The sequence below is a fragment of the Candidatus Thiodiazotropha sp. AKIB8 genome (assembly GCF_058244675.1).
Genome location: NZ_JBSYOO010000026.1, coordinates 1 through 26,296, shown reverse-complemented (window position 1 = coordinate 26,296; position 26,296 = coordinate 1). Strand labels below are relative to the sequence as shown.

The window sequence follows — 26,296 nt, the reverse complement described above, 5'->3', positions numbered from 1 at the left end:
CGGGAGATAAAAGATGGCCATGACCATTCATGTGGACATCGTTAGTGCCGAGGGTGAGATCTTCAGCGGTATAGCTGAGATGGTCTATGCACCGGCTGTTATGGGTGAGGTTGGTATCGCACCACGCCACACCCCGCTGGTCACTCAGTTGAAACCAGGTGAAGTTAGAGTTGACACCGGTAGCGGCAAAGATATGCAGCATTTCTACGTCTCTGGTGGCATCCTCGAAGTTCAACCACATATGATTACTGTTCTGGCGGATACCGCCATTCGTGCTTCTGATCTTGATGAAGCGGCTGCTCAGGAAGCTAAACGTCGGGCCGAAGAGGCCATGTCTGATCGTAGTGCAGAATTCGAATATGCCAAAGCTCAGTCTGAGCTGGCAGAAGCGGTTGCACAGCTGCGTGCCATCGAAAGAATTCGCAAAGGCAAGCGCGGTTAAATCCCCTCATCATGAATGGGCCTGAGCAATCAGGCCCACTACCCCACCTAATATGTCAAAAGAAGTTATACAAACCGGTAAGTTCGTTTCGCTGACCTACGCGATTCTGGACAAAGATGGGAATGTACTTGAACAGAGCGATCTTCCCGTCAGTTACATCCACGGTGGTGAAACAGAGTTGATTGGCGGCATGGATCGCGCAGTAGCCGGTAAAGCTCAGGGTGAAGAGGTCACTATGACTATCGCACCTGAGGATGGCTTTGGTGACTATGACCCGAATTTAACCTTTACCGATGATCTTGAGAATGTCCCCCCTGAGTTTCGTCAACTCGGTGCTGAGGTGCAGATGCAGAACGAAGCAGGGGATGTGAAGAGTTTCTACGTGACCAAGATAGAGAATGGAAGCCTGACAGTCGATGGAAACCACCCTTTGGCGGGTAAATCTCTTAAGGTCAGAGTCAAAATTCTTGAGGTGCGTGACGCCACGCCTGAAGATGCCATGCAAGTGGGTATGCCGGGTCAATCTCATACCCTAAATTAAACCACCATCGGAATCAGGGAAGATTTCGCGTTACGCCATAAATCCAAGTTTTAAGTTTCCTTTGACTGTTGTACGCTGAGTGCCTGATAGATTCGCGCTACTGGCGACTTCAGCAGCGGTACTATTTTTTTTAGGTTTAACTGACTAGGGGGATAAAGGATGCATCTTGGTGCGCTGATTCTAGCTGCAGGGGAAGGGACGCGTATGCGCTCCAAGCTTCCTAAAGTACTGCATTCACTCGCGGGAAAGCCTCTACTTTCCCATGTCATCGAAACCACTCGCAACATCCATCCTGAGGAGATCTCTGTAATCTATGGCCATGGTGGTGAGGAGGTCCTTACACGCCTGGCAGCAGATGACCTGAATTGGATCGAGCAGCAAGAACGGCTGGGAACAGGCCACGCGGTGATACAGGCCTTACCCCACCTGCAGCGCGTGGATCAAGTACTTATTCTCTATGGAGACGTACCGCTGATCAGTGGACCTACCCTGGTCAGCCTGTTGAGTTGCCTGCATACCAGTGATCTCGCGCTTCTGACTGTCGACCTGGAAGATCCAAGCGGCTATGGACGAATTGTACGTGATAGAAATGACCGCATTTCCCGCATTGTCGAACAGAAAGATGCCACTTCAAGAGAGTTGGAAATCACAGAGATCAACACCGGCATTATGGCAGTCAATAGAGCTAAACTCGAAACCTGGCTATCCCGAATCGATAACAACAATGCCCAGAATGAGTATTATCTGACCGATATCATCGCTTTGGCAGTCGAGGATGGGGTGAACATACAAGCTGTTCATCCACACAGCGAAGAAGAGGTGATGGGGGTTAATGATCGCAAACAACTCGCCTATCTCGAGCGTTTTTATCACAGAAACAAGGCAGATGAGTTAATGCAGTCCGGTGTTACCCTGGCTGATCCGGCACGAATCGACATTCGAGGCGTATTGAAAACAGGGCAGGATGTCTATATCGACTGTAATGCAATTTTTGAAGGGCAAGTAACCCTTGCTGATGGCGTCACTATTGGCCCAAATGTACTACTGAAGAACTGCACAATAGGCGCAGACACCCAGGTGTTCGCCAACAGTGTTATCGAAGATGCAGCTATTGGTGAAGCATGCCGTATCGGTCCTTTTGCCCGTGTTCGCCCAGAGAGTGAAATCGCGAACCAGGTACATATCGGTAACTTTGTTGAAATAAAAAAGAGCCAGGTTGCAGATGGCAGTAAGATCAACCATCTTAGTTATGTGGGTGATAGTGATATTGGTTCAAAAGTGAACATCGGCGCAGGTACCATAACCTGCAACTACGATGGTGCGAATAAATTTCGTACCACCATCGGCGATGGTGCATTCATCGGATCAGATACACAGTTGGTAGCACCGGTTACCGTCGGTAAAGGGGCAACCATAGGGGCAGGTTCAACGATTACCAAAGATGCACCTTCAGATCAGTTGACACTCAGCCGCTCAAAACAGTTAAGCCTGGAAGGTTGGACAAGGCCGGTTAAAAAACCAAAAGTTTAAATAGGAATTGGAGAATTCGTTATGTGTGGCATTGTTGGTGGTATAGCGCATAGGGACGTGGTTCCGGTCCTGATGGAAGGGTTGAAGCGTCTGGAGTATCGCGGTTATGACTCAGCCGGTGTTGCCGTGCTCGATGATCATCAGCATCTGCAACGGATTCGTTCTGTAGGAAAGGTCGCCAGTCTCAAGGGGTTGATCGATCAGGCCGAGTTGCAAAGTAAATTAGGTATCGCCCACACCCGTTGGGCAACCCATGGCATGCCATCTGAGCGAAACGCTCATCCACACATGAGTGGAGAGAGCGTCGCGATTGTGCATAACGGTATTATTGAAAACTATGCCGACCTCAGAGAAGAGCTCACTGCAAAGGGCTTTATCTTTACCTCAGAGACCGATACTGAAGTAATCGCCCATCTACTCGCCGATATCCTCAAGCAGGTACCAGACATCGTAAAGGCAGTACGCGTAGCCTCAAAGAAACTCGTTGGTGCTTATGCCCTTGCCGTGGTCAGTCCGGAAGATCCTGATCAGATGGTGGTCATCCGCGCAGGCAGCCCGCTGGTGATCGGTCTTGGTGAAGATGGAAACTACATCGCTTCTGATGTCTTTGCACTGCTACCCGTTACCCAGCAGTTTATCTTTCTCGAAGAAGGCGACTTAGCCCATATTTCAACGGATAAAGTCTCCATATTTGATTCTAATGACAACCCGGCAGAACGTGAAGTCCGCACCTCGCAGGTCTCATCGGAAAAGGCAGAGAAAGGCCCCTACCGTCACTACATGCTGAAGGAGATTTTCGAACAGCCGGCAGTCATTGCTGAGACCCTGGAAGGGCGCATCCACAAGGGACGATTACTGGAAGAGTCGTTTGGTCACGAAGCCAAAACGCTGCTCGATAAGACCAAGAATGTACATATCGTAGCCTGTGGAACCAGCTACCATGCAGGACTGGTTGCCCGATACTGGTTGGAAGAGATTGGCATTCACTGCAGTGTCGAAGTCGCTAGTGAGTTTCGCTATCGTGAAGTGGTCGTACCTGAAGATACTCTCTTCGTTACCATCACCCAGTCAGGTGAAACCGCCGATACATTGGCAGCGCTACGAGGCTCAAAATCAAAAGGTTATCTGGGTAGTCTGGTTATCTGTAATGTTCCAGAAAGCTCACTGGTGCGTGAATCAAATGTAGCACTGATGACTCGTGCAGGACCGGAGATCGGTGTAGCGTCAACCAAGGCATTTACAACCCAATTGGTAGCTTTGAGGTTACTCACCCTGGCACTGGCGAAGCGTCGTGGCATGACAGTAGAGAGGGAACAGCAACTGGTCAATGAGCTTCATGCCCTGCCCCGTCAGGTAGAAGTCATACTTAAATTAAACGATTCCATTAAGGACATGGCGAACTCTTTTGCAGAACGCCACCATGCCCTGTTCCTGGGAAGAGGCTGCTTCTATCCGATTGCAATGGAAGGCGCACTAAAGCTGAAAGAGATCTCCTACATCCACGCCGAAGCCTATCCTGCCGGAGAGTTAAAGCATGGCCCACTAGCACTGGTCGATGCAGAAATGCCGGTAATCTGTGCGCTACCTGATGATCCACTACTGGAAAAAGTAATTTCAAATTTACAGGAAGTAAGAGCCAGAGGTGGTGAGCTGTTCCTGTTCAGTGATCACAACGTAAAAATTGGCCTCGACCACTATCAGAATCTGACCCTCTCCGACATTTATCCTTCAACTGCGCCCATTGTTTACAGTGTGCCTCTGCAGCTACTCGCCTACCATGTGGCGATATTGAAAGGTACGGATGTGGATCAGCCGCGTAATTTGGCGAAGTCTGTAACGGTTGAATAAAGAGAATTTCGGCACTCGGATATTGCTGCGAAAAGAAGAATTATCTCGCTTCAATAATCGTGTTGGCGTATTTCGTGGTAGCAATCAACAATCGATGTATCCTTCTTTAGGGCGACACGAACAGACGCGTGAACACACATATCGCGAATTATTCCGTTATCAACTGGATTCGGATGAATTGTATTGTGTAAGAGAGGCACTGAACCAGGAACTGGTACTGGGCAGAGACGACTTCAAAGACAAAATAGCGGCAATGATCCAACGCCAGGTACGGCCAGGACCACCAGGGCGGCCACGTGTAGAAGAAGGATGGGCGATAAACAAATCAATGTAGTATATTAGTGAAAACTGTGTTCTGACCCCGGTTTCCTAGAGTCAATTACTCCGTGCAGTATTTTCGGCGCATCTCTTCAATAAACATTGGGATCGAAATCTCCCACTATCGGGCTGGCCACCCCAGCTGCTAGCAGGGTACGCAACTTCTCCAGTTTCTCTTGGTGAGCCTGTTCTGCTTGTGGGATGGCCAAGGAGCTGGTTCTACTTGTTTACGTGAGATTCAGTCATCGGTAATTTCCCATACTTTGTTGGCTCGTTGTCCCAAGGATGCTTACTAAGGATTGTAGGTAACACTGCTTGATGTTCTCATTTGGTTGTTGTCACTCGGGCTACTTCATTCAGAAGCCTGGTCAGTGCTTTGGCATGCTCATCGCTACCATCCCAAGCATCCTCTAGCGCCTTGAGTAATTCCTGTTGTGCGTAGATGTCTTTCTCTATTGTTTCAGTCATTGGAATATCTGCATAAATGCATATATTTTTGATTGCAGAAGAGAGGCGGCTGGGTGTGTAATTTGGGTTTTTAAGTCTAGAAATGGTGGACTGATTGACTTTATAGGTCTTGGCATAAGCGTCTTGTTTAAGTCCAGACGTGTCAATATGTTTCCGGATGTCGAAAACAATTTGCGAGATTGGACGTTGTATTTGATGCATAGCCAAACTATTATAATGCATAAATACATATTATTCTGAGGTCAGCACTGGAGGTCGGTTGAGGGACGAGATTGGTTAACGGATGGTTTTCTAAAGAATTTGCTGTTCTTGTCGATGTCACCAGGGTAAGTTGGGATTGTTAACCTAATAGCACGCGCGAGCTTTTGCCTATAACCCATTGTCAAATATGGGTTTATCTTGTTAATCTGCCTTGATCGGCGGCGAATACTACGCTAGACTTAACATCGTGCAACAAGACTGATAGAATTTTCTGCCTTTTTACGGCTCTCCAACGAGTGGAGCGGTTCTAGTACCTGGAGCGATTAAAGAATGAATGACAACCAGAATGATGAGTCTTTCATTGCTGCATTGGAAGCATTGTTTGTTGAGACTATTTCCTCTCCTGAGTTCAAAGAGGAGTTATCTCAGCGCGTCGCTGCAGATCTAGAGGCCGAGAAAAGAGTTTGGCGTCCTGAGCCGAAAGCCACAACTCAGGAGCAGTCGCTTCTGACCTACACTCTTTAATTTGCTTCGTAATTGGTCGTTTCTTTCAAGTGTTGCGCTATACTGGCGACCTCTGTTTTCCGCAAAGGTGAAGGGAATTGCCGTCCGACTACACAGTTTTTCCTGAATACGATTATCACGCTCTGTGCTTGTATGTCGCCAAGGTCTCTGGCAGCGATATCAAGTCTGTAGTTACAAAAAACCAGCTCAATTACCTAGACGCTTATCTGCGCTCAAGCGAGATTGGTGTGAAGTCCGTGCTCTGTGAGTATGAGTACGTAGAGAAATTCTATCTCTCAGACTACTCAGAGTATTTTGTTCGCTGTTTTGCTGATTATCGCCGGAAAACCTCTAGGATTCATTTTTTCAGCTGTTCTGTGGATGAAGAGGGATTCGGAAAGTTACTGGATGGTGAAGATGAAGGCCAAGAAGAACGTATTCGGGAGCTTCAGGAAAACTACTTGGGATACTTGGTGGTAAGGCCCATTCCTGAGACCTTTATAGCAAACACATGCATACGGCCTTATAAAGCGTTCGCTCTCAACAAGAACTCTACGAGTGTTATTGCTCGTTCGAATGCAGTAAACCTCTTTGGCATTGAGTTGAATGTCGAAGCGCTACCCTTCCAGGAACAGGACAGAATTGTGGCTATTTGTGCTAGTGCCGCGCTTTGGTCATTTCTAAATGCTTCGATCTTTCAGTTACGTCAGATCCCGTCGCCGAGTCAAATAACAAAGCAGGCAAGCTTAAGCCCTGACAATACTAACCGGACCTTTCCTTCTGAAGGGTTAAGCCAGAAAATGTTGGTGGCTAGTCTGACGGATAATGGGCTGGACCCAATTTCTTTTAGCTTGTACGAAAATTACCAAGACGCGAAAATTCGCTTGGTAAAAATGCGTAAGAGCGGTACCAAAAATCTACCAGCTGAAAAGTCTGTCGAGGAAAATGTTGTTTGTGCCGATTCAGCCTTTTTAATTTTGAAAGAGTTAGTTTACGCTTACGTCACTTGCGGATTTCCAGTGATTCTTGGGGCGAATGCTTTTGCAGAGATAGAGGGTGGGCCGGAAGAAGTTAAGACCGAGGGTGAGTCGGGGGAAGCGAAGGCTGAGGATGGATTGAAAGAGAATGAGATCTATAGCGTTAGATGTGTCGGTCGTCACGCCGTAACAATCTCCGGATATAGCTATGAAGAATTTCACAAAGATCAACCAATAACAGAAGTTGACAGCGCTCTTGATAGTAGTGATTTTAGACTTGAGTCACTAGAACAGTACCCAATACGTTTGAGAGCACATAGTCTGAAAGAACTGTATGTCCATGATGATCAAATCGGGCCTTACGCTGCAGCAAAATTTGTCTGCAAGAAGTTTGTAGTGCATGGCGGTAGAAACCGTTGTGGTAAGGAAGAAAACTATGAGGGTGAGCAGGGTAAGTACCTTGATTTATCGCTTTGGGATACGTCTCGTGGAAGCGGTCGTGCTCAGCTCCACATTCCAACCGAAATCTTATTAGGAGTGAGCCCTAAGATCAGAATTTCTTACTACCGCATCAAAGAAACATGCCGTTTGATCAACAAGTACACGATTTGGGGATGGAAAGATACTCTTTCTATGAAAGCTAAGGAGCAGGAACAAGGATTTGAGAAGGAAGATGTAATCCAAAAATTTGGGGGAAATTATTCCGAAATCGAATGGGACATTCGGCTACTCACTGTTAATCAGTTCAAGGAAGGACTGTTGAGCCGAAAGGTTATAGGCGCGCGGCGCCAGAGATATTTGGCAAGTAGCTGGCCGAAGCATGTCTGGGTGGCAAGTGGTAGGGTTGAGGGGACGGAAGAGCCAATTTTTGATTATGTTTTCGACGCCACTGATATCGATCAAGGTAGTGTTTATATTGACACTATCTACTACTCACAAGGCTACTATTCATTCAGTAACAGGTTTTTATCTCGTTACTTCAGAGAGCTGCTTCAGACCAAGGCTAAAGATAATGAACTGTATCGCTGGGACAATAATTTGAGAGAAGTCGCGCGCAGGCTGACTGAGAACCCTCAGGATTTACCTGATGAATTGGATCAAAAGTTTGGGGTTTCTCATCCTGCGGCATACATTAAGGATATAGAGCTTATAAATGACGGCGTTTTCTTGCAGGGTGGTGTCCAGGTTTTTAAATTCGGGTTGCAAAACCCCGATGCGGAACCTTTAGATCCCTCTTTGCCGTATATTTGGGCAATATGCGAGCAGGGTTTCCTTCATTTAGGAAGAGACATTTTTCCTGATCCAGAAGAAGATAAGGGGCCAGGAGGCTTTTCAGGCGCTAAAGGGCATCCGACCCTATTTGGAAATATGTGGGCAAGAATAGCTGGAGAGCTTAGGTATTATAAGTGCCACCACAAGCCTGAAGATAGCCGCTGGATGATTAACAATTCGTCTGGTCGTTTTGAGCGACATTACGTTGGTAGTGAGCGGAAGCATCTGGAAAATGTTCAGGAGCTGTTTAAATTGTACTTCCCGAAGGAGAGTGATTCCTTCGACATTGAATACGAATGCTTCAATGATTAAATTATTTGGTTCAGCGCATTGAATAGCTCATTCAGTATACTAATTTAGATGCTTGGAACGAGTGGCGCGGGTAGTTTTTAGATTATCTCTGGATCATAAAGGCACTTTTGCCAGCAATATCAGTACATCACGTGAAAGGGCGGCAAGAAATTACAAACTTTAGGGTTTAATTTACAAACTATTTTCCCTCTCTACATCGGATAGTGATGCGGTTCGTGCCTCACCACACCCTACGTTCTATTCAATGGAACACAAGACAGGTAGGGTGGGGCCCTGCCCCACCAAACGCCCCGCTGGAAATTAACAAAGACCACCTGCAATCTTCCACAGATCCATAACTAGTTCCGTAGTTAATTTTGGAGGGTAATCAGATAGAGATTAAATAATAGGTTGTTTATGGAAATGGTTAGAGTTTGATTAGCTGATTTCTTGTTTATGGTCGCATTGAAAGTAGGCCTCTTTTTTGTTGGTAATTTTTGGGTGTAGCGACTAATTGAGAACTGGCCTGAAGTAACAAATCAAAGATCAATATGTTCGAGAAAAAACTGATCAAGTAATGTGCTCAGTGCGCTGCGTTTTTGTGGATTATAGTAATGAATTCGAATCCGCTGAATGGCGGGAAGGTGCAAATGGGGGGCTTGGTTTTGGCATATCACTAAGGTTGGACGTCCAAGTGCATTGGCAATGCCTAACTCAAGCAATGCATTCGGGTTCAGGTTGGTGATATCCACGACGATAAGAGAAGACTGGCATATATCCTTCCACACAGCACGTATGATATCTGGGTCTATTCGGTTATAACCAATCATATACTTTATTTGATAACGTTCGCATGCGGCTCGGATCTCCTCTTCAGCAACTTTTGACCAGGTTCGAAAGGCGGTGACATGAAACAACTGTAGCTGTTGCTGGGGATAGCTACCCTCGAAAGCAGGTACAATTATTAAAGGCCTTTTCCGTTCAAGGCGATCAAACACACTCTCTAAAACAAGTCGCACTTTTGTCGCATCGTTCGATTCCACAACTTTATCAAGTAGGTTTTCAGATGTGCTGTCTGTTGTAGATGGAAACCAACTACGTGCATACTGTACCGACTGTTTGAGTGTGCTGTTCGCGATACGTCGGTGTGTGCCATACAACGCAATCTGTACCGCGCTAACAATACGGTCTACATCTTCTTCATTACCTTCAATGAATATCGGAGAGATATCCACATCGAAGGGAACAGATTGTCCACGCCGTGTAGTGATAATTATTGGAACACCCAGTGTCAAAGCCCATCCTGTCTCGTAGGCAACTTGTGCATTTTTTGCGGCTACACTCAGCACTATCTGCTCTTCTTCTCCTGGCTCTGGCACACTTTGCAGATCGGCCACTGATGCATCGTATTCAGAGTAATCTAAAATTGCGATAGCAGAACTCCGAAGCTGTTGCCATCGACTGTGCATGTAATCCGCTAAACCACTTCTTGTCGGTTGTTTCATAGCAAGCGTGACACAAGCTTCGTTGACCGTCTGCTGAGTTGATTTGGCCCCTGAAAAAAAGATACTGTTAGGATCCACCGCAAGTGAGGCTGTAGGAAAATCAGGATCAGCGATCATCAACAATCGTCTACGCTCAAACTTCCGGAACTCCAAAGCAGAAAGCCTTAGCCCACCCTTTTGATGACGAAGGATTTGTTCAACAGTTGTGGCTGATGCAATCATCCGAAGATCTGCCTTTATAGCTTCGCTTAATCTTTCAAGCTCCTGAGAGTCACTCTCTCCCAGATTATCGCGTAAACCAGATTCGGTGAGTCGATTGCTGAAGGCAAGGAAAAGTTGGGTGAACTGTGTGATATGAGCCGGTAGATCTTTTGCGGGAAGGTCCAATGAGCTGGTCATACGCTTTATCTGTTCAGCAACCAGCTTTGTCATCAATGCACCAGAAAGTTCATCGTCTGAAGTAAGTTCGGTAACACCCTGGTTTATAGTTCCCATCAAACCTCGAGCCTGTCGCCATGTCTGCTTTTTATCCTCAGGAACGAAGGGGCTCATTAATGCTGGTAAATCCTCCATCATGACCTTCATTACCGGAGCCAACATCTCTTCCTCAAAATTATCTGCCGCACGAATGATCAAAAAATTAAGCCTGAGACTTGCTTTTGTGAATGCAGCCCCTACATCAATACCCTCTTCAAGTTCGTCTTTCATATCTTTACGGATTGCTTTGCATTCTATGTTCAGTTCATCAAGGGACTCTATTTCATCCATATCTTCACCAGTGATGAGTTTCGTCATCCATTCCTTCAATGTGAGCATAGAGGGTTTATAATCTTCGGGAGCGTAAGGTAAGGCTGTATCTATGACACGGTTTAATGTTGATATGGCAATCTCGCTCTCTTCAAGGGTATCGGAGGAGAGCTGTTGTACTCGATTCATTGCTATATTCAAATGGTACTCGCTGAACCCTTCACTTGCTAACACAGATGAAAATTCGGACAATATCTGATCTGGAGTCAACGGATCCTCAGTTTTACCCTGGGTATCCTCTTCTGTATTAGTATTTTCAACAGTTTCTGATTGTTCACCGGATAGTTGAGGTAACAACTCCATAATAGACTGCTGAATCGATTCCAAACCGGGCCCATAGTCGGGGCGCATGAGCAGGCTGAGGCCGAAAATAATCATTACCCCATTCACTCGCGACTCTGTTTCGATGAAATCACCCAGCTGAAGAATTGTATCGGCATAAGTATTAGCCTCATCCAGCATAACACCCTTATTCTCTACAGATTGCCAAAAGCACCAGATGGCCTTTTCGCGGGGATGCTCTGGAGCATCCTCTGTTATTTCACTACTCAACCAATGGAATGCTGTAAGTAGGGATATAACTCGAATGCTCGCTGCTGCGGTGAAATGTGCATCTTCTTGTGTAGGTTTTAGATCAAGATTACCAATTTCTGTCATCGCCATCTCAGCTAGATCATCTACTGAGCCACCGTTTCGAAGTCCGTCAGCAAGACGTGTGACAATTTCGATTGACGTCGTATAGACCGCACCTGGTGTGTACATTGCTTCAAGTTTTTGTTTGATCGTATCTCGTTGAGGTATCATGGCTACACTGATTCCTTCACCACCATGCTCGATCAGGAAATCAGCAAGATGTAGAAAACCCTTCAGGTGTGTATGACGATCCTCCTCCGTCTCAACTGGAAGCGATGACATAGCCTGTACGGCTTCAGATGCATTGGAAAAATCGATACCATCACCTGCGAGTTGCGCAGTGAGTCGCCACTGAATCTCATTTATAAGGTTTTGCATATCAACAGTATCCGCTTGGTATATAACGGCAGAACATGATCAGCTAAATATTAATTACGGTCGATAAACACAAGTTGATCATTAAATTAGTCAACTATATGGGTAGTATAGCGCTATAATAGAGAAGTCCGAGACCCAGCTGTTACTATCAGTTAAGGAAGCAATTGTCTGAGTCCACTCTGTAGGAACATGCCGATACTCAACCTTCTGCCATACTTAAAATAAACAATAGATGCATTATGTGATGTTTGATATTGATGGCACTCTCGTGCAGTCTTATGGCTTGGATTCATTTTTGTGTTAATCGGTAACAAGCTTAAGCACAATCCAAGCTTTACGGACTTTAAATTAACAGATGAGTTAATGGCATCAATTGGTATAAATTAAAGGAAGGTAAGTGTCAGTCTCTATTGTCCTGTCATCAGATAGTTTTTGTGCAATTAGCGGAGTATAAATGAGTAATTATACTGAGCCACATTTTACAAAATCTGCACTAATAACAATTGATGTACAGAATGATTTCACTCTGGCCGGTGCGCCGGCCGAGATTGCAGGCACCCAGGAAGTGATTCCTAATATGGCAAGTCTATTAGACATCTACCGCAAAAAAAGATTGCCGATAGTTCATGTTATCCGCTTATATTCTGCTGATGGTTCAAACGTGGATCTATGCAGAAGAAAGATCATTGAAGAGGGAGTTACAATAGTTATCCCAGGTTCAGATGGAGCAGAGTTGGTAAATGAGTTAAAACCAGATGCCTCAATAAGAATAGATGCTGATGAGCTTATGGCAGGAAAACTACAGCAGATAGGCAACCATGAATACATGCTGTACAAATCGAGGTGGGGAGCATTTTATAAAACACCACTGGAAACTTTCTTAAACGAACATGAAATCGATACATTGGTGTTTAGCGGTTGTAATTATCCTAACTGTCCTAGAACGAGCCTCTTCGAAGCGAGCGAAAGAGATTTTCGAGTAGTAGTTGTTAGTGATGCTATGTCGCAGCTATATTCAAAAGACAAAGATGAGTTGAAAAATATTCATGTAAGTTTGTTTGAAACGAAAGAGATCGAAAGCCTATTGGATTAACAATGGGTGCTTCCCCATCAATGCGACTTTTTTACCACAACGGCAATAAAAGTAATCAGGCTAAAAAAAGCAACTGACGGTATTCATGATCTCTTAGATCTAGTGCTTCTGACAGCAGTAGAGTGACTTCGGCTTGGCTTATCATCAAGACATTGGAAATATCAGCAGTCGATGCTTTTTCGGAGAGGCTATCCAAAAGTCGTAGATAGAGAGTGAGAAGTTGGTTGCGTTTAGATAGTGTCGGCGCGAGCACATCGCCAGATTTGACTCGATCTCTTTGCTCGATCTGTAAGCGGCGTTTTGCGTCAACAAGTTGGGGCTGCAGGGGCATACTTAAATCAAATAACAGTGCTGCCTGATGGGATGGGTCTTCGATCGCTTGACCGATTTCTAGTGTTGGCGTTTGCCAGTTGATCTCTCGCCAAACCAATCGTCCACCACCAACCGGGTCGTCATCAGTCGGGTCGGGTGGAAATTTGTAGTATCCCCAGCGAGCGCCTAAGGCGCATTCGATCAGTACTCTATCTCCATCAATACGGCAGTCACTTTCCAGGCATGTTTCGGCTGGTACCCAGGCACGCTCATCCTGTTGCCAGGCTTTGACATCTCTCTGCGAAGGTTTGCCATAGCAGGCTTCAAGCGCTTGCCATGTGCTAATAAAGCTTTGCCATTGTTGCTGATACGTTGGATTTCTGCGCAAAAATTCCCAAGCCCACTGCTCTGATGAGAGTTTATGAGCAAAGAGGTATTGATCAGGAGTTCGCCAGTCGAGCATAGTGCGAGTTTACTATTTATTACTGTTTTATTTAAAAAACTTTAACCAGTTAGCATATTAGGCAGTAGAAGATCACATGAAGCTATTTTGATTCCTGTAAGATGTTCAGTGCATCCGATATTTGAGTTCATATCTAAGCAGACTTAATGGGCGCTTAGTGAAGCTTAAATTAACTGGATTGATGATTTTTATTATATAGGATTGAGTTAAGGCATCCTGCTTAATCGTACAGCATTAGATATTGTATATTTTCGTATCTTGTAAGCAGCGCCGAAAGTGGTCTTATAACGGGGTTTTCTCTGAGCAGTGTATAGGTGTTCAATCAGGTTGTGTCGAAATATTTTACACAGCGTTTTGTCTGGTTAGGCTATCTCCTTGTTTGCGGGAAATAAAATCATTTGGCGTGCTATTTGCATAATTACAGGATAATTACAATAGGGAGTTTTCAAGATGAAATTCGGAATTCCACTCATAGCAGCAACAGGCCTCGCTGCGCTATTTCATATTACTTCTGCTCAAGCTATTCCTCTCTACTACTCATTCGAGGGTAGTGTTGAGACCTACCCTATATCCGATGAATCGGGATTTTTAAGCGACATCGGTTTAGCTGCTGGGGATTCTGTCTCATATACCTTTATGGTCGATAAAGATAGACAAGGTAGCCACCGCAACGAATTCGGTGATCTTGTTGAGGATCAGGATACGGTTCGCACCGGCAGTCGAGCAACAAACTATTTTGTTCACGACAGCTTTTATGTGGAGCTTGTTGAATCGTCAGTGTTTGATCTGGTGCAAGGTCTCTACCCTGACAGGGGTGATGATGAGCCTTGGATCGGCAGTGGCTATGAAAATTCCGCTTATCGCAATGGTTTGCTTGAACCGGGTTATAGTGAGGTCTCCCTGGAGGCTAACTCAGCATCCTTAGGCAGCAGCAGTATGTATGTCTATAGCGATATGACTAGCTGGTTAGTTGGCAGTACTATCTCGGCTGATAACTCAACTAATCTATATGGCAGTCAAGCAGGTGATAGTTCTACCTTCCGCTCTCGACTGACCCTCACTGGAATTTCTGAGGACAACCCGGCCAATCAAGATCGCTCATTGGTTTCAGGTATTTCGGGCGGCGCAGATGACGAAGAAGGGACTATTATTCACGAAGTGCCAGAACCCTCGACTTTTTTACTTCTTGGGCTGGGTCTGCTGAGTATTGGTGCTAGTCGATTCAAAAAACTGGGACGTTCCTAACACCTTAGGCGAGGCTCTTTGCAGCATTTTCTCTGCTGCAAAGAGCGTCCTAAATTGTGGTTAAGTCCTAAATCAAGCTTCTTTCCCGCAGAAGCTTTCTGATTCCTCTCAGGCAGACGGTTAATCAGTTTTTCGTGGCGTTTTTTAACCCGCCATCAACATCGCTTCAGCATGTGCGATTTTCTCGTCTGCTTTATCGAGAATCTTCAAGCTCAGCTTGGGAGTCAGCTCACCCAGGTTGAGACGATTAAAAGAGGGTGCCTGATCCAGGGTAGGGATATCCTTCATTTGAGGTGTACCTATGAAACTGTGTAGCTGGGCAACGATAACCAGGTCAGCATAGTCGGCCTCCCCCTCTATCTCCCTCTGCCAGTTTTCGGCCTCTTGAGTTACCTCTATCAGATCTTCAATGAAGCCCCAGTTGCGTAAAATCACGCTGCCTATTCTTCCACGCATGTCTTTCATTACCTGATCCAGTTTTTCTGAATCATTGGCGACTTCAGGATAGCGCTCAGCATAGCTGAGGATTGCAACATTACCGATGTCATGCAGCAGTCCTGCGAGCAGCGCATGCTCCGGGTTAAATTTCTTGGTGACTTTGGCAAGGATAAAGCAGACCGCGCTGACCTTGACGCTATGCAGCCAAAGGTCACGCATATGCTCCTTTAACATGCTGGAGCGTGTATTGAAGAGTTCTCTGAGCGCGAAAGTCAGGACTAGCTTATGCGTGGTGTCTGCGCCAAGTCTGACAATAGCGGCAGCACAGGAATCGACTGGTGTCACGCCAGCGTAGAGAGGGCTGTTCGCTGCACGTATCAATTTGGTCGTGATTGCCGGGTCGGTCTGTACGATTTCTGCCAGTTTGCGTGCATTGGTGGTTTCATCGCGCATCGCTCTGCCAACGCGTACCGCAACATCGGGAAGACTGGGCAGAACCAGTTTATCCTGGTCAAGATCAGTGATCAGAGCTTCCATGAGGGCGCTTTCGGCACCGTCTTTATCATAAGGTTGAGTGTCGACATCGATTTCTGTCGCTGTTATCCCCTCTCCCTCATTCAGCAATCCTTTTATCAAAGCGTTATCCACCATCAGGTAATCTACAGGTGTGATGGCCTCTACGCCGTAGCGTCGTGGAATCAAGTTGGCTATTGGGTTTTTGGCCTGGGGGGTCTCTCCACTGATTTCACTGACACGTCCATCCTCTGAGTGAAGGCGAACCCGGCCTTTGAGCAGGTAGAGACTGAATTCCGTGGTATCGCCCTGTTGCAGGATAATCAGTCCTTTGCCTGCTGAGTAGATCTTGAGTGAACGCCCAAGCAGTTCGAGTTGGACATCATTGAGATTATGCAGTGGATTAAAGTTTTTTAGTAACTCGGGATCAGGGTTTGTCATTTTTTCTTCACTCATAATTCCATTACTGATGATCAACAGCCACACTTGTTGGCTGGTGGCTGATTCATCTGGAGTGTACCTACCAGTTGATCGACAGAAGATAACTGATGTTGTTCAAGATATTTGATGATGCCAGCGTTGATCGATTTACATACCAGTGGATCGTAAAAGAGTGCTGTACCTATACCGATAGCACTAGCGCCAGCAATTATAAATTCCAGGGCATCCTCTGCTGTAGTGATGCCACCTTGTCCGATGATGGGGATCTGGTGCTCCCTGCAGACCTGATAGACCTGATGCACCTTGAGCAGGGCAACGGGCTTGATCGCCGGGCCTGAGAGACCACCCTGGTTGTTACCAATGATTGGGCTTCGGCTCTGAATGTCGATGGCCATCCCCATCAGGGTGTTTATCACCGAAAATGCATCACTGCCTGCTTCAATGCAGCCTTTGGCATTACCAGCAATGTCAGTTTGGTTGGGTGAGAGTTTGGTGATCAGGGGTTTGTCGGTGGCTTTGCGGCAGGTTTCCACGACCCGGGCGGACATTTGAGGATCATTACCGAAGGCAACCCCTCCCTCTTTGACATTTGGGCAGGAGATGTTGATTTCAATGGCGTCGATTGGTGAATCATCGAAGCGACGTGTTACCTCATAATACTCTTCCACACTGGAGCCTGAGACGTTGGCTATGAAGCGGGTTTCTGTAAAGTCGAGGCTCGGTAGAATCTTATTGACGACATGATCCACACCGGGATTCTGGAGGCCAATGGCATTCAACATGCCTTGAGATGTTTCGTAGACTCGGTGCGGCTGGTTGCCCATGCGAGCTTCCTGAGTGGTTCCCTTTAGGCAGACGGCGCCCACGTCGCGATTGCTAAAACCATTGACCCTTGTGTACTCTTCACCAAATCCAACACATCCGGAAAGAAGAACAATGGGGCTATTGAACGACATACCACAAAATTCGGTATTTAAAATTGGAGGGCTGTTGCTGCTCATGAACCTTTTCAAAATCTTCGGTTAGGGGTGTGGGATGTTCCATATCGTTCTATTAGAACCGGAGATCCCGCCAAACACAGGTAATATCATACGCCTGTGTGCCAATAGTGGCAGCAAATTGCATTTGATTCATCCCCTGGGCTTCAAGCTGGATGATAAACGTTTACGGCGAGCAGGTCTCGATTATCATGAATGGGCCGATGTTGGGGAATATAATTCATTAGATGACTTTTTGAGTCAGGTGGCGCCAAAGCATCTCTATGGCTGCACCACCAAAGGAAAACGAAGCTATGCAGATGTGAGTTTCACCCCTGGAGATGCCCTGTTGTTTGGCCCTGAGAGCCGGGGATTACCAGCGCAGTTGCTTGCAGAATTGGATCCTGAGCAGCGCATTCGAATCCCCATGAAGCCTGAGAGTCGAAGTCTCAACCTGTCGAATGCGGTGGCTCTGATACTTTATGAGGCCTGGCGCCAGTGCGATTTTGTCGGTGGAGAGTGAGGGCGCTATAAGCCTTCAGCTTTCTGTCTTCTATCCAGCAGATTATGCACCGCTGTTTTAGGATCAAGCCCTTCATGAAGCACCCGGTAGACCTGCTCTGAGATCGGCATTTCAACCTGATGACGCTTTGCCAGGGCATACACCTCTTTCGCAGTGTTGACCCCTTCCACCTCCTGACCAATTGATGTGAGAGCGCTTTCGAGTGAGAGACCCTCTGAAAGTGCGAGCCCCATACGGCGGTTACGGGATTGGTTGTCAGTACAGGTCAGCAGTAGATCGCCCAGTCCTGCAAGTCCCATGAAAGTCTCTTGCTGTCCACCGAGCTTGAGGCCCAGGCGCATGATCTCTGTGAGTCCACGGGTAATCAACGCAGAACGGGTATTGGCGCCAAACCCTAGGCCATCAGCGATACCAGCAGCGATCGCCAGTACATTCTTACACGCCCCACCCACCTGCACACCGACAATGTCGCTGCTGGTGTAGGCACGGAACCAGGGTGTGTGTAGCCGTTCGGCCAACTTTTCAGCATGTTCGGGGGTTGTTGCCGCCACTGTAATCGCAGTGGGTAAACCACGAGCCACTTCCCCGGCGAAGGTGGGGCCTGATATGACGGCAAGATCTCTACCCGGCAGATTTTCTGCTGCCACATCGCTCAGAAGACGCTGGGACCCTGGTTCAAAGCCCTTGGTTGCCCAGGCAATGCCGGGATTGCCGTCAAGTAGTGGCTCGATGGCTTTGGTGACACTACTAAAGGCGTGGCTAGGTACAGCGATAACCACCTCTGAAGCCTGATACAGAGCTTGCTTGAGGTCAGCTTCCAGAGTGAGGGTGTCGGGAAAAGAGAGGCCAGGGAGAAACTGTCGGTTCTCCCTGGCTTCCGCGAGGGCATCGACTTCGGCTTTAAGGTGACCCCAAAGCCTGACCGGTTGCCCTTCGCTGCTGAGCAATATGGCGAGTGCGGTTCCCCATGACCCTGCACCAAGAACCGCAACGGCTTTTTCGCCAGGCTGACTCATTAATGCTGGTTTTGGCTGGAAGCCTCTTCCTGAGCCTTTTTAGCACGCTCTTGCTGGTGCTGGGCATAGATCATGTCGAAATTGACCGGCTGCAATACCATTTGAGGGAAGCTGCCTTTCATGATCAGGTCAGAGATAACTTCACGAATATAGGGAAACAACTGATTCGGGCAGAAAGCGCCGAGCAGTGGGCCCATCTCTTGCTCCGGAAAGCCTTTGGCGCTGAAAATACCCGCCTGTTTGACTTCAGCCAGATAGGCGGTCTGCTCACCGAGTTTGGTGGTGACCGTGACCGTCAGGGTGACTTCAAATACATCGTCGGAGAGTTTGTTGACTTCAGTATTCAGGTTGACCCCGGTTTCCGGCTTCCACTCTTGTTGGAAAACGGCGGGTGAATTGGGAGTCTCAAACGAGATGTCCTTGGTATAGATTCTCTGAATAGCGAATTCACGATTCTGCTCTTCTTGCTTGGCTTCGGTCATGTTGGCTTCCTGATGGGGTGAGACTATTTCTTCTTACGGGTGACTGGTAGATTGGCGCTCTGCCAGGCGAGTATACCGCCTTTCAGATTAAACACCTCTTCATACCCGGCCTTTTTCAATTGCTGACAAGCGCTTGAGGATTGGGCGCCGGAGCGGCAACTGACAATAATGGGTTTGTCTTTGTGCTTGCTGAGCACGCCCATCTGGCTGGCAAAGCCGTTGCTGGGTATATTTATCGCGTTGATTATGTGACCTTTGTTGTAATCCGATGCTGGTCTGACATCAACGACAACCGCCTCCTTTCTATTGATTAGATCAGTTGCGGCACTGGGATCCAGGGCATTTTTTTCCCCGGTAGCCATGTTGAAGACCAATACGCCCGCGACCAGATTAAAGGTCAGGACGAGTATCCAGTGATTCATCGCAAATTCGATGAGTTGTTCCATTCGGCGCCTCGTGTGCAGCAGTTTGTTCTACAGGGGGCGGAGTTTATACCAGCGGGAGCTAATGTTTAAGGGCTGAGTGGGTGTTGAGGCAAAAAATAGCTCTGGCTAAGCTGAAACAGAGCCAGAAATTTGCTCTTGAGACCTCAGGTCGCTGTCAGCGACCGTGATCAGAGAGGTCTCTTATGCGGAATGGGTGCAGAAGACTTCCCGCATCATGCCGATCAATTTCAGGGTGCGAAAATCGCTGACTCGATAGTAGACCCTGTTGGCATCTTTTCGAGAGGCGAGTATGCCCTTATCACGCAGAATGGCGAGATGCTGGGAGATGTTGCTCTGGGAGGTTCCAACCTGCTCAACAATTTCCTGTACACTGACTTCCTGACTGCCAAGGGTGCAGAGAATCTTTAATCTCAGCGGATGCGACATGGCCTTCAGCGAACGGGAGGCACGATCCACATCATCATCTGTCGCAAACAGATTTTGCATACCTTCGCTCTCTTCCAAGCTCAGGGGTTGGGCGCTCTTGCTGTACTTGTGTTCCATATACGACCAGCCTTTTACTAATAACTAATACAATAATACGCTGTTTTTCGTGCCAATGAGAACCCCTTTATTTTTTCTGGTTACTATTTGGCCTCTTTTCCAAGTCTACTGAACTTTGCTGAAAGGCCAAGGCCTGGAGATATGGGGGGTTTGGCTAAAGGGAAAAGATCGAGGGCTTCGGCTTGATATCTGTTTCAAATTGATTAAAGTCGCATCGGTTTTCTGGTCTGGCATGGGTTTTGGTGATTTAATTGAGTTTAAATTTGTTATACCTACTTTTAAGCTGAAATTATCGCTGTTTGCCACACAAAAAGTCTTTAATTAAAGAGAACCATCATGACAGAGAAACCTAAACCGGTCGTCCTGACCATTCTGGACGGCTGGGGTTATAGTGAAGACAGAGAAGTGAATGCCATCACAGAAGCCCGCACCCCGGTTTGGGATCGTCTTTGGCGTGAACACCCACACACACTGATAACCACATCCGGCGCTGCGGTTGGTCTGCCTGGTGGTCAGATGGGAAACTCAGAAGTGGGCCACCTCAATCTGGGTGCCGGTAGGGTTGTCTATCAAGAGTTTACCCGGGTCTCCCGATCTATTCGAACTGGATCATTCTTTTCCAACGAGACACTTACCGCAGCAGTGGACAAGGCTGTAGAGAATGGAAAGGCGATACACCTGCTGGGGCTGCTCTCCCCTGGTGGGGTGCACAGCCATGAAGAACATCTCCACGCGATGGCCAAACTTGCTGTGGATCGGGGTGCAAAGCAGCTCTATTTTCACGCTTTTCTCGATGGGCGAGACACACCACCCAAAAGCGCCGAAGCCTCGTTGGTTGCAATGGACAAAATGTTTAGTGAGCTTGGGACAGGGCGCATAGCCAGCCTGATCGGGCGCTATTATGCGATGGATCGGGATAACCGCTGGGAACGCGTAGAGCAAGCTTACAAGCTGTTGGTTGAGGGTGAAGCCGAATATGTGGTTGAAGATGCGGTTCAGGGTCTGCATGACGCCTATCAACGTGGCGAAACCGATGAGTTCGTAGTGGCAACCCGCATCACCTCGACTGGTGAAGACCCGGTCAGAGTGGAAGATGGTGATGTGGTGATGTTTCTTAACTACCGGGCCGATCGTGCGCGTCAGCTGACAAAATCCTTTGTTGACCCGGAATTCAATGATTTTGAGCGCAGTCGTGTGCCGAAATTGGGTGAATTTGTGAGTCTGACCAGATACCACAAACAGTTCGGTATCCCGGTGGCATTTCCACCGGAAAAACTTCGCAATGTGTTTGGTGAATATATCGCCAAGCTTGGGTTGTTGCAGTTACGGCTCGCTGAAACTGAAAAATACGCCCACGTCACCTTTTTCTTCAATGGCGGACGTGAAAAACCATTTGAGGGGGAAGATCGGATTCTTGTGCCATCTCCCCAGGTGGCGACTTACGACCTCAAGCCTGAGATGAGTGCTGAAGAGGTGACGGATCATCTGGTTGAGGCGATAGAGAGCGGTAAGTATGACGCCATAATTTGTAACTTTGCCAATAGTGACATGGTGGGCCATACCGGCAAATTTGAGGCGGCGAAACTTGCCATAGAGACCCTGGATCACTGTCTCGGTAGAGTGCACAAGGCCCTGCACCGGGTGAATGGTGAAATGCTGGTTACTGCTGATCATGGCAATGCGGAACAGATGGAGGACCTGATCAACCACCAGCCCCATACCGCACACACCACCAATCCAGTGCCGCTTATCTACATCGGACGAGATAATGCTCAGCTGTTGGAGGGTGGTGCGTTATGCGATATCTCACCGACCCTGCTGAGAATCATGGGGTTGCCACAACCGGATGAGATGAAAGGGCGTTCATTGATAGAGTTTGATGAGGCATAGCCAGTGCTGCGTCTGAGTTGCCTGTTGGCGCTCTGCCTGAGTTTTTGTGGATCGCTATTTGTTCAGCAAGCATCAGCAGATGAGTCGGAAAAAGATGCTAAGTCCAAGCTGGACCAGGTCAAGCGTCGCATTCAGAATATACAGGATCAGTTGCGTTCAACGGAAGGCAAACGAGAGGAGCAGAATCGGGCTTTACAGGATATGGAGATGCAGATTGGCGCCCTCGCCCGGCGAATTCGAGTGACCAAGCAGAGTTTGAAGCGCCAACAGCGTCGGCTGGCAGAGCTTGAAGGTGAGCGTGCCGATGCCCGCCTCCACTTGGATCAACATCGCTCTTCTCTGGAGCGTCAACTCAGAGCCGCTTATGCGATGGGTCGGCAGGAAAAAATGAAAATCCTGCTCAACCAGCAAGATCCGGCAGTAGTCAGTCGGGTTATGGTGTATTACGATTACTTCAATACAGCCCGGATCGAGCAGATGGTGCAGATTCGTAAGAATCTCCAGCAATTGAAAGCGATTGAGCATAAAATTGCTCAAGAGGAGCAGCGCCTGCAACAGCTCCAGACAAAGAACCTCAATCAGAAGAGGCAGTTCGAAGCTGCCCAAATGGGTCGGAAAGAGATTATTGCCAGCCTCAACAGCCGGCTGCAGAACAAAGGTCAGGAGTTACAAAGCCTCAAATCGGATGAAAAGCAGCTGCAGTCCTTACTCAATGAGCTGCAACAGACACTTGCTGATATTCCGCTCAACCCGACGGCTCATGTCGCATTTCAGACCCGCAAAGGTAAGTTGCCCTGGCCCTCCAGAGGCAAAATACTGTCCCGGTTTGGTTCTGCAAGGGAGGTTGGAAAACTGAAATGGGATGGGGTAATGATTTCTGCCCCTGAGGGTCAGGAAGTTCGCGCCATTCACCATGGCAGAGTGGCTTTTGCCGATTGGTTACGTGGTTTTGGTCTATTGTTAATCATCGATCATGGTGAAGGGTTTATGAGTCTCTATGGCCACAATCAGAGTCTGTTTAAAGAGACAGGAGAGTGGGTGGAACCCGGAGAGGTAGTGGCTCAAGTAGGCAGTAGTGGAGGGCGATCCTCATCAGGCATCTACTTCGGGATTCGCCACAACGGCGAACCTAAAAACCCAACCAAATGGTGTCGGCGGACACGGGGGCGGGTGATCGCAGATAAGACAATTAAGGAACTATCTTTTTATTCACTCACTCACAGTTCAAAGACCGATTACGCCAAACCATTGACCAGAAACAGCCGGTCACCTGGTTAATCGCCAACTGAGCATTGAAAATTCAGTCTGCTACTCAAGGTGGCGACACGATTGTAGGAAAAACAGATGATAAATGCCGTAATGCGGAAAAAACGATTTGGTTTCAGCTTGATTTTAATGGCTGCGATGCTGATACCACTTACGCTCTCAGCTGAAGAGGATGATGAGTCGAACAATAACCTGCCTCTACAGCAGTTGAGGACTTTTGCCGACATATTCGGCCGCATCAAAGCAAACTATGTCGAGCCAGTAGACGATAAGGTTCTTCTCGAAAATGCGATCCGGGGTATGGTCTCCGGACTCGATCCCCACTCCAACTACCTCGACTCGGAGGATTACAAAGACCTTCAGGTCGGCACCAAAGGTGAGTTTGGCGGTTTAGGCATAGAAGTGGGTATGGAAGATGGTTTTGTGAAAGTGATTTCACCGATTGATGATACTCCTGCAGCTCGCGCCGGTGTGCGCAGTGGCGATCTGATTGTAAGGCTGGATGATACGCCGGTTAAGGGGATGAGCCTGAATGATGCGGTTGCTCTTATGCGTGGCAAACCGGGCACTCCGCTTGAGCTGACCATCATCCGCAAAGGCGAAGAGAAGCCGATCAAAATAACGGTGGTTCGTGATGTCATTCGCGTAGCCAGTGTGAAGAGTCGACTGCTTGATGAGCGATTTGCCTATCTGCGTATTTCCCAATTTCAGACCCACACTGCACGGGATATGCTGAAAGTCCTGCGTGAACTGGAGGATGAGGCGGAGGGGGATCTGCTTGGGATGGTGCTGGATCTGCGAAACAATCCAGGTGGTGTATTGAATGCAGCAGTCTCTGTCAGTGATGCCTTTTTGGAGGATGGCCTGATTGTCTACACCAAAGGTCGTGAAAGTGACTCTCAATTACGCTTTGAGGCGGCACCGGACGACGTGCTCGATGGTGCGCCAATCGTGGTTTTGGTGAACGAAGGCTCAGCTTCAGCTTCCGAGATTGTTGCTGGAGCGCTGCAAGATCACAGCCGGGCGGTGATCATGGGTACCCAGACCTTTGGAAAGGGATCTGTTCAGACCATAATTCCGATAAGTGACACATCAGCGGTAAAATTGACAACGGCTCGATACTTTACCCCTTCAGGACGTTCGATCCAGGCCGAAGGTATCAAGCCGGATATCGAGCTGGAAGATTTCACTTTGTCCAAAGTAGAGAGTGATAAGGTCAAGCCGATCAAGGAGTCCAATCTCACTGGCCATCTTGAAAATGGCAATGGGAAGGAGAACAAGACCCCAGTTGATTCCAAGACAGAGAAAGAGGCTGATTCAGTTGCAACAAAGGATTATCAATTGGGAGAGGCGCTCAATCTGCTGAAGGGCCTTACGATCCTGAATGCTAATAAAGAGGCAGGCTGAGCCGATTCTAAAGTAGATGATCAAATGGTACATATTGATTGGATTTTGGATAGTGTTTGGTGCATCCCCTGCCCTCCTGGCGGATGCACAGTCCAACCGGCCAATCAAAATTGCAGTGATCATTGATGACCTGGGTAATCAGAAACAGGCAGGCGAAAGAGCGCTGCAGCTACCTGGTTCTATAACCTACGCATTTCTACCCCAGACCCCATTTGCCTGGTTACTGGCGACTAAAGCCAGTGAGCAGAATAAAGAGGTGATGCTGCATCTGCCGATGGAGTCCGACCTGGGGAATCGTTTGGGTGAAGGCGCACTCACCCTGGGTATGCCCAAATCCGTTTTTCTGCAGACACTGAGGCGAGATATTGCCTCAGTACCTTATCTGACAGGGGTCAACAATCACATGGGTAGCCTGCTGACACGGGATCCAACCGCCATGCGCTGGCTGATGGGCGAGCTGCGTCGTCAAGGGCTCTATTTTGTAGATAGCCGTACTACAGAAGCCACGGTCGCCCAGCGGGTTGCGCGCTCCAACATGATTGGCAATGCTCGGCGAGATATATTTCTGGACAATGTGCCTGAGGAGCGACTGATCCGAAAACAGTTACAGAAACTGGTCAATCTTGCTCGGGAAAGAGGCAGTGCGATTGGGATTGGCCACCCCTATGCAGCGACCGTATCAGTACTGCGTGAGGAGTTGCCTAAACTTAAGCAACAGGGAATCGAGTTGGTTCCTGTATCTGAAATCATAAATCAAAGGAGGCTAGAATGGCACGTGTCCTCGTCCCCCTCGCCCAAGGATGTGAAGAGCTCGAAGCAGTCACCATTACCGATCTTCTGACCCGGGCCGGTATTGATGTAGTCACGGCAGGTCTGGATGATCAGCCAGTTAAGGCATCACGGGGTGTTACCCTGGTTCCAGACACCACAATCGATGCAGTGGATGCCGATGATTTTGACATGATCGTTTTACCGGGAGGATTGCCTGGTGCAGACAATCTTGATGCTGATCGAAGAATTCACACCATTCTGCAACAGCTGCATAAACAGGGTAAATATACGGCGGCAATCTGCGCTGCACCCAAAGTACTGGCCGGTGCAGGTCTTCTAGATGGCCGCAAGGCTACGGGCTACCCTGGTGTGCTTGACTCGATGTCTCTACCTGAAGTTGAAATAGTATCTAAAGCGGTTGTCAGGGACGGTAAAGTGATCACCTCAAGAGGGCCGGGAACGGCCATGGATTTTGCACTGACACTGATAGAGCAGCTCCAGGGTCGTAAAACCCGTGATGAGGTGGAGCAGGGGCTCTGTCGCTGAGGTTTCATCCATACGACTGGGCCGACACCCCACGTGATTTTGCGACCCGTAGGGTGGGGCCATGCTCCACCAAACCAACCTATCAGTCACAGCCTCAGAGGTATCATCTCACTCCCGCGCTCAATTGAGGAAAAGGTGCGGCAGGGCCGGCACCCTACGTGATATTGGCGACCCGTAGGGTGGGGCCATGCCCCACCAAACCAACCTAT

Annotated in this window: 24 protein-coding genes; 15 read left to right on the top strand and 9 right to left on the bottom strand. The window is 47.9% G+C overall.

Annotated elements, in window-relative coordinates; all coding sequences use genetic code 11:
- The first annotated feature begins 13 nt into the window (after positions 1 to 13).
- From AC4IFB_RS04785 to AC4IFB_RS04765, 5 genes are all read left to right on the top strand, one after another.
- Positions 14 to 442 (top strand): F0F1 ATP synthase subunit epsilon, encoded by a 429-nt coding sequence (locus AC4IFB_RS04785; RefSeq protein WP_490779530.1) that lies wholly within the window; start codon positions 14 to 16, stop codon positions 440 to 442.
- A 52-nt stretch (positions 443 to 494) separates the two neighbouring features.
- Positions 495 to 983, top strand: a complete 489-nt coding sequence (locus AC4IFB_RS04780) for an FKBP-type peptidyl-prolyl cis-trans isomerase (RefSeq protein WP_490777645.1) — start codon at positions 495 to 497, stop codon at positions 981 to 983.
- A 159-nt stretch (positions 984 to 1,142) separates the two neighbouring features.
- Positions 1,143 to 2,513: a bifunctional UDP-N-acetylglucosamine diphosphorylase/glucosamine-1-phosphate N-acetyltransferase GlmU gene (glmU, locus tag AC4IFB_RS04775; RefSeq protein ID WP_490779529.1), complete on the top strand. Its 1,371-nt coding sequence runs from the start codon at positions 1,143 to 1,145 to the stop codon at positions 2,511 to 2,513.
- Between the two features lie 21 nt (positions 2,514 to 2,534).
- Entirely contained in the window at positions 2,535 to 4,361 is a 1,827-nt protein-coding gene (gene glmS / locus AC4IFB_RS04770; RefSeq protein WP_490779528.1) for a glutamine--fructose-6-phosphate transaminase (isomerizing), read from the top strand.
- Complete coding sequence (locus AC4IFB_RS04765; protein WP_490779527.1) at positions 4,354 to 4,695, top strand: hypothetical protein; 342 nt, start codon at positions 4,354 to 4,356, stop codon at positions 4,693 to 4,695. Before glmS ends, AC4IFB_RS04765 begins: the two co-directional genes overlap by 8 nt.
- Positions 4,696 to 5,003: 308 nt before the next feature.
- Here the strand turns inward: AC4IFB_RS04765 and AC4IFB_RS04760 are convergent, their stop codons facing one another.
- A complete protein-coding gene (locus AC4IFB_RS04760) occupies positions 5,004 to 5,147 on the bottom strand; it encodes a hypothetical protein (protein ID WP_490779526.1) in 144 nt (47 codons plus the stop codon).
- 531 nt (positions 5,148 to 5,678) lie between these two features.
- Between AC4IFB_RS04760 and AC4IFB_RS04755 the strand changes: the two genes are divergently transcribed.
- Both AC4IFB_RS04755 and AC4IFB_RS04750 read left to right on the top strand, forming a co-directional pair.
- Positions 5,679 to 5,873 carry a hypothetical protein gene (locus AC4IFB_RS04755; RefSeq protein WP_490779525.1) on the top strand — a complete coding sequence of 65 codons (195 nt, stop codon included), beginning with the start codon at positions 5,679 to 5,681 and terminating at the stop codon, positions 5,871 to 5,873.
- Between the two features lie 77 nt (positions 5,874 to 5,950).
- Complete coding sequence (locus tag AC4IFB_RS04750; protein ID WP_490779524.1) at positions 5,951 to 8,413, top strand: hypothetical protein; 2,463 nt, start codon at positions 5,951 to 5,953, stop codon at positions 8,411 to 8,413.
- 518 nt (positions 8,414 to 8,931) lie between these two features.
- Here the strand turns inward: AC4IFB_RS04750 and AC4IFB_RS04745 are convergent.
- Positions 8,932 to 11,715 carry a hypothetical protein gene (locus AC4IFB_RS04745; protein ID WP_490779523.1) on the bottom strand — a complete coding sequence of 928 codons (2,784 nt, stop codon included), beginning with the start codon at positions 11,713 to 11,715 and terminating at the stop codon, positions 8,932 to 8,934.
- A gap of 454 nt (positions 11,716 to 12,169) precedes the next feature.
- Between AC4IFB_RS04745 and AC4IFB_RS04740 the strand changes: the two genes are divergently transcribed.
- Positions 12,170 to 12,808 (top strand): cysteine hydrolase family protein, encoded by a 639-nt coding sequence (locus AC4IFB_RS04740; protein WP_490779522.1) that lies wholly within the window; start codon positions 12,170 to 12,172, stop codon positions 12,806 to 12,808.
- Between the two features lie 55 nt (positions 12,809 to 12,863).
- Here AC4IFB_RS04740 and AC4IFB_RS04735 read toward each other — a convergent pair whose 3' ends face one another.
- Positions 12,864 to 13,583, bottom strand: a complete 720-nt coding sequence (locus tag AC4IFB_RS04735; protein WP_490777640.1) for a transcriptional regulator domain-containing protein — start codon at positions 13,581 to 13,583, stop codon at positions 12,864 to 12,866.
- A gap of 450 nt (positions 13,584 to 14,033) precedes the next feature.
- Between AC4IFB_RS04735 and AC4IFB_RS04730 the strand changes: the two genes are divergently transcribed.
- Positions 14,034 to 14,828 (top strand): PEP-CTERM sorting domain-containing protein, encoded by a 795-nt coding sequence (locus AC4IFB_RS04730; protein WP_490779521.1) that lies wholly within the window; start codon positions 14,034 to 14,036, stop codon positions 14,826 to 14,828.
- Positions 14,829 to 14,972: 144 nt separating this feature from the next.
- On the opposite strand, the gene AC4IFB_RS04725 is transcribed toward AC4IFB_RS04730, so the two are convergent.
- Both AC4IFB_RS04725 and AC4IFB_RS04720 read right to left on the bottom strand, forming a co-directional pair.
- Positions 14,973 to 16,235 carry an HDOD domain-containing protein gene (locus AC4IFB_RS04725; protein ID WP_490779520.1) on the bottom strand — a complete coding sequence of 421 codons (1,263 nt, stop codon included), beginning with the start codon at positions 16,233 to 16,235 and terminating at the stop codon, positions 14,973 to 14,975.
- Between the two features lie 17 nt (positions 16,236 to 16,252).
- Positions 16,253 to 17,221 carry a dihydroorotate dehydrogenase gene (locus AC4IFB_RS04720; protein ID WP_490777637.1) on the bottom strand — a complete coding sequence of 323 codons (969 nt, stop codon included), beginning with the start codon at positions 17,219 to 17,221 and terminating at the stop codon, positions 16,253 to 16,255.
- Positions 17,222 to 17,255: 34 nt separating this feature from the next.
- Between AC4IFB_RS04720 and trmL the strand changes: the two genes are divergently transcribed.
- Positions 17,256 to 17,720, top strand: coding sequence for a tRNA (uridine(34)/cytosine(34)/5-carboxymethylaminomethyluridine(34)-2'-O)-methyltransferase TrmL (gene trmL, locus AC4IFB_RS04715; RefSeq protein ID WP_490777636.1), 465 nt, complete (start codon positions 17,256 to 17,258; stop codon positions 17,718 to 17,720).
- A gap of 5 nt (positions 17,721 to 17,725) precedes the next feature.
- Here the strand turns inward: trmL and AC4IFB_RS04710 are convergent, their stop codons facing one another.
- The 4 genes from AC4IFB_RS04710 to AC4IFB_RS04695 all read right to left on the bottom strand — a co-directional run bounded on the left by AC4IFB_RS04710 (position 17,726) and on the right by AC4IFB_RS04695 (position 20,150).
- Positions 17,726 to 18,736, bottom strand: a complete 1,011-nt coding sequence (locus AC4IFB_RS04710) for an NAD(P)H-dependent glycerol-3-phosphate dehydrogenase (protein WP_490779519.1) — start codon at positions 18,734 to 18,736, stop codon at positions 17,726 to 17,728.
- Complete coding sequence (gene secB, locus AC4IFB_RS04705) at positions 18,736 to 19,218, bottom strand: protein-export chaperone SecB (protein ID WP_490777634.1); 483 nt, start codon at positions 19,216 to 19,218, stop codon at positions 18,736 to 18,738. Before secB ends, AC4IFB_RS04710 begins: the two co-directional genes overlap by 1 nt.
- Before the next feature lie 23 nt (positions 19,219 to 19,241).
- A complete protein-coding gene (locus tag AC4IFB_RS04700) occupies positions 19,242 to 19,664 on the bottom strand; it encodes a rhodanese-like domain-containing protein (RefSeq protein ID WP_490777633.1) in 423 nt (140 codons plus the stop codon).
- A gap of 180 nt (positions 19,665 to 19,844) precedes the next feature.
- Positions 19,845 to 20,150, bottom strand: a complete 306-nt coding sequence (locus AC4IFB_RS04695) for an ArsR/SmtB family transcription factor (RefSeq protein ID WP_490777757.1) — start codon at positions 20,148 to 20,150, stop codon at positions 19,845 to 19,847.
- Positions 20,151 to 20,543: 393 nt separating this feature from the next.
- Here AC4IFB_RS04695 and gpmI point away from each other — a divergent pair, with 393 nt between their 5' ends.
- The 5 genes from gpmI to AC4IFB_RS04670 all read left to right on the top strand — a co-directional run bounded on the left by gpmI (position 20,544) and on the right by AC4IFB_RS04670 (position 26,087).
- Positions 20,544 to 22,097: a 2,3-bisphosphoglycerate-independent phosphoglycerate mutase gene (gene gpmI, locus AC4IFB_RS04690; protein WP_490779518.1), complete on the top strand. Its 1,554-nt coding sequence runs from the start codon at positions 20,544 to 20,546 to the stop codon at positions 22,095 to 22,097.
- Positions 22,098 to 22,100: 3 nt separating this feature from the next.
- Positions 22,101 to 23,375 carry a murein hydrolase activator EnvC family protein gene (locus AC4IFB_RS04685; RefSeq protein ID WP_490779517.1) on the top strand — a complete coding sequence of 425 codons (1,275 nt, stop codon included), beginning with the start codon at positions 22,101 to 22,103 and terminating at the stop codon, positions 23,373 to 23,375.
- Positions 23,376 to 23,441: 66 nt separating this feature from the next.
- Positions 23,442 to 24,770, top strand: coding sequence for a S41 family peptidase (locus tag AC4IFB_RS04680; protein WP_490779516.1), 1,329 nt, complete (start codon positions 23,442 to 23,444; stop codon positions 24,768 to 24,770).
- Positions 24,771 to 24,822: 52 nt separating this feature from the next.
- On the top strand, positions 24,823 to 25,611 hold the full coding sequence (locus tag AC4IFB_RS04675) for a divergent polysaccharide deacetylase family protein (protein WP_490779515.1): 789 nt from the start codon (positions 24,823 to 24,825) through the stop codon (positions 25,609 to 25,611).
- Positions 25,539 to 26,087: a DJ-1 family glyoxalase III gene (locus AC4IFB_RS04670; RefSeq protein ID WP_490779514.1), complete on the top strand. Its 549-nt coding sequence runs from the start codon at positions 25,539 to 25,541 to the stop codon at positions 26,085 to 26,087. The genes AC4IFB_RS04675 and AC4IFB_RS04670 overlap by 73 nt, the downstream gene beginning before the upstream one ends.
- Positions 26,088 to 26,296 lie beyond the last annotated feature (209 nt).

What these genes read in the sequence shown, in the direction of transcription:
- AC4IFB_RS04785 (WP_490779530.1), top strand. Translation starts at nt 14, where the DNA reads ATGGCCATGACCATTCATGTGGACATCGTTAGTGCCGAGGGTGAGATC.
- AC4IFB_RS04780 (WP_490777645.1), top strand. Translation starts at nt 495, where the DNA reads ATGTCAAAAGAAGTTATACAAACCGGTAAGTTCGTTTCGCTGACCTAC.
- glmU (WP_490779529.1), top strand. Translation starts at nt 1,143, where the DNA reads ATGCATCTTGGTGCGCTGATTCTAGCTGCAGGGGAAGGGACGCGTATG.
- glmS (WP_490779528.1), top strand. Translation starts at nt 2,535, where the DNA reads ATGTGTGGCATTGTTGGTGGTATAGCGCATAGGGACGTGGTTCCGGTC.
- AC4IFB_RS04760 (WP_490779526.1), bottom strand. Translation starts at nt 5,147, where the DNA reads ATGACTGAAACAATAGAGAAAGACATCTACGCACAACAGGAATTACTC.
- AC4IFB_RS04755 (WP_490779525.1), top strand. Translation starts at nt 5,679, where the DNA reads ATGAATGACAACCAGAATGATGAGTCTTTCATTGCTGCATTGGAAGCA.
- AC4IFB_RS04745 (WP_490779523.1), bottom strand. Translation starts at nt 11,715, where the DNA reads ATGCAAAACCTTATAAATGAGATTCAGTGGCGACTCACTGCGCAACTC.
- AC4IFB_RS04740 (WP_490779522.1), top strand. Translation starts at nt 12,170, where the DNA reads ATGAGTAATTATACTGAGCCACATTTTACAAAATCTGCACTAATAACA.
- AC4IFB_RS04735 (WP_490777640.1), bottom strand. Translation starts at nt 13,583, where the DNA reads ATGCTCGACTGGCGAACTCCTGATCAATACCTCTTTGCTCATAAACTC.
- AC4IFB_RS04730 (WP_490779521.1), top strand. Translation starts at nt 14,034, where the DNA reads ATGAAATTCGGAATTCCACTCATAGCAGCAACAGGCCTCGCTGCGCTA.
- AC4IFB_RS04725 (WP_490779520.1), bottom strand. Translation starts at nt 16,235, where the DNA reads ATGAGTGAAGAAAAAATGACAAACCCTGATCCCGAGTTACTAAAAAAC.
- AC4IFB_RS04720 (WP_490777637.1), bottom strand. Translation starts at nt 17,221, where the DNA reads ATGAGCAGCAACAGCCCTCCAATTTTAAATACCGAATTTTGTGGTATG.
- trmL (WP_490777636.1), top strand. Translation starts at nt 17,256, where the DNA reads ATGTTCCATATCGTTCTATTAGAACCGGAGATCCCGCCAAACACAGGT.
- AC4IFB_RS04710 (WP_490779519.1), bottom strand. Translation starts at nt 18,736, where the DNA reads ATGAGTCAGCCTGGCGAAAAAGCCGTTGCGGTTCTTGGTGCAGGGTCA.
- secB (WP_490777634.1), bottom strand. Translation starts at nt 19,218, where the DNA reads ATGACCGAAGCCAAGCAAGAAGAGCAGAATCGTGAATTCGCTATTCAG.
- AC4IFB_RS04700 (WP_490777633.1), bottom strand. Translation starts at nt 19,664, where the DNA reads ATGGAACAACTCATCGAATTTGCGATGAATCACTGGATACTCGTCCTG.
- AC4IFB_RS04695 (WP_490777757.1), bottom strand. Translation starts at nt 20,150, where the DNA reads ATGCAAAATCTGTTTGCGACAGATGATGATGTGGATCGTGCCTCCCGT.
- gpmI (WP_490779518.1), top strand. Translation starts at nt 20,544, where the DNA reads ATGACAGAGAAACCTAAACCGGTCGTCCTGACCATTCTGGACGGCTGG.
- AC4IFB_RS04680 (WP_490779516.1), top strand. Translation starts at nt 23,442, where the DNA reads ATGATAAATGCCGTAATGCGGAAAAAACGATTTGGTTTCAGCTTGATT.
- AC4IFB_RS04670 (WP_490779514.1), top strand. Translation starts at nt 25,539, where the DNA reads ATGGCACGTGTCCTCGTCCCCCTCGCCCAAGGATGTGAAGAGCTCGAA.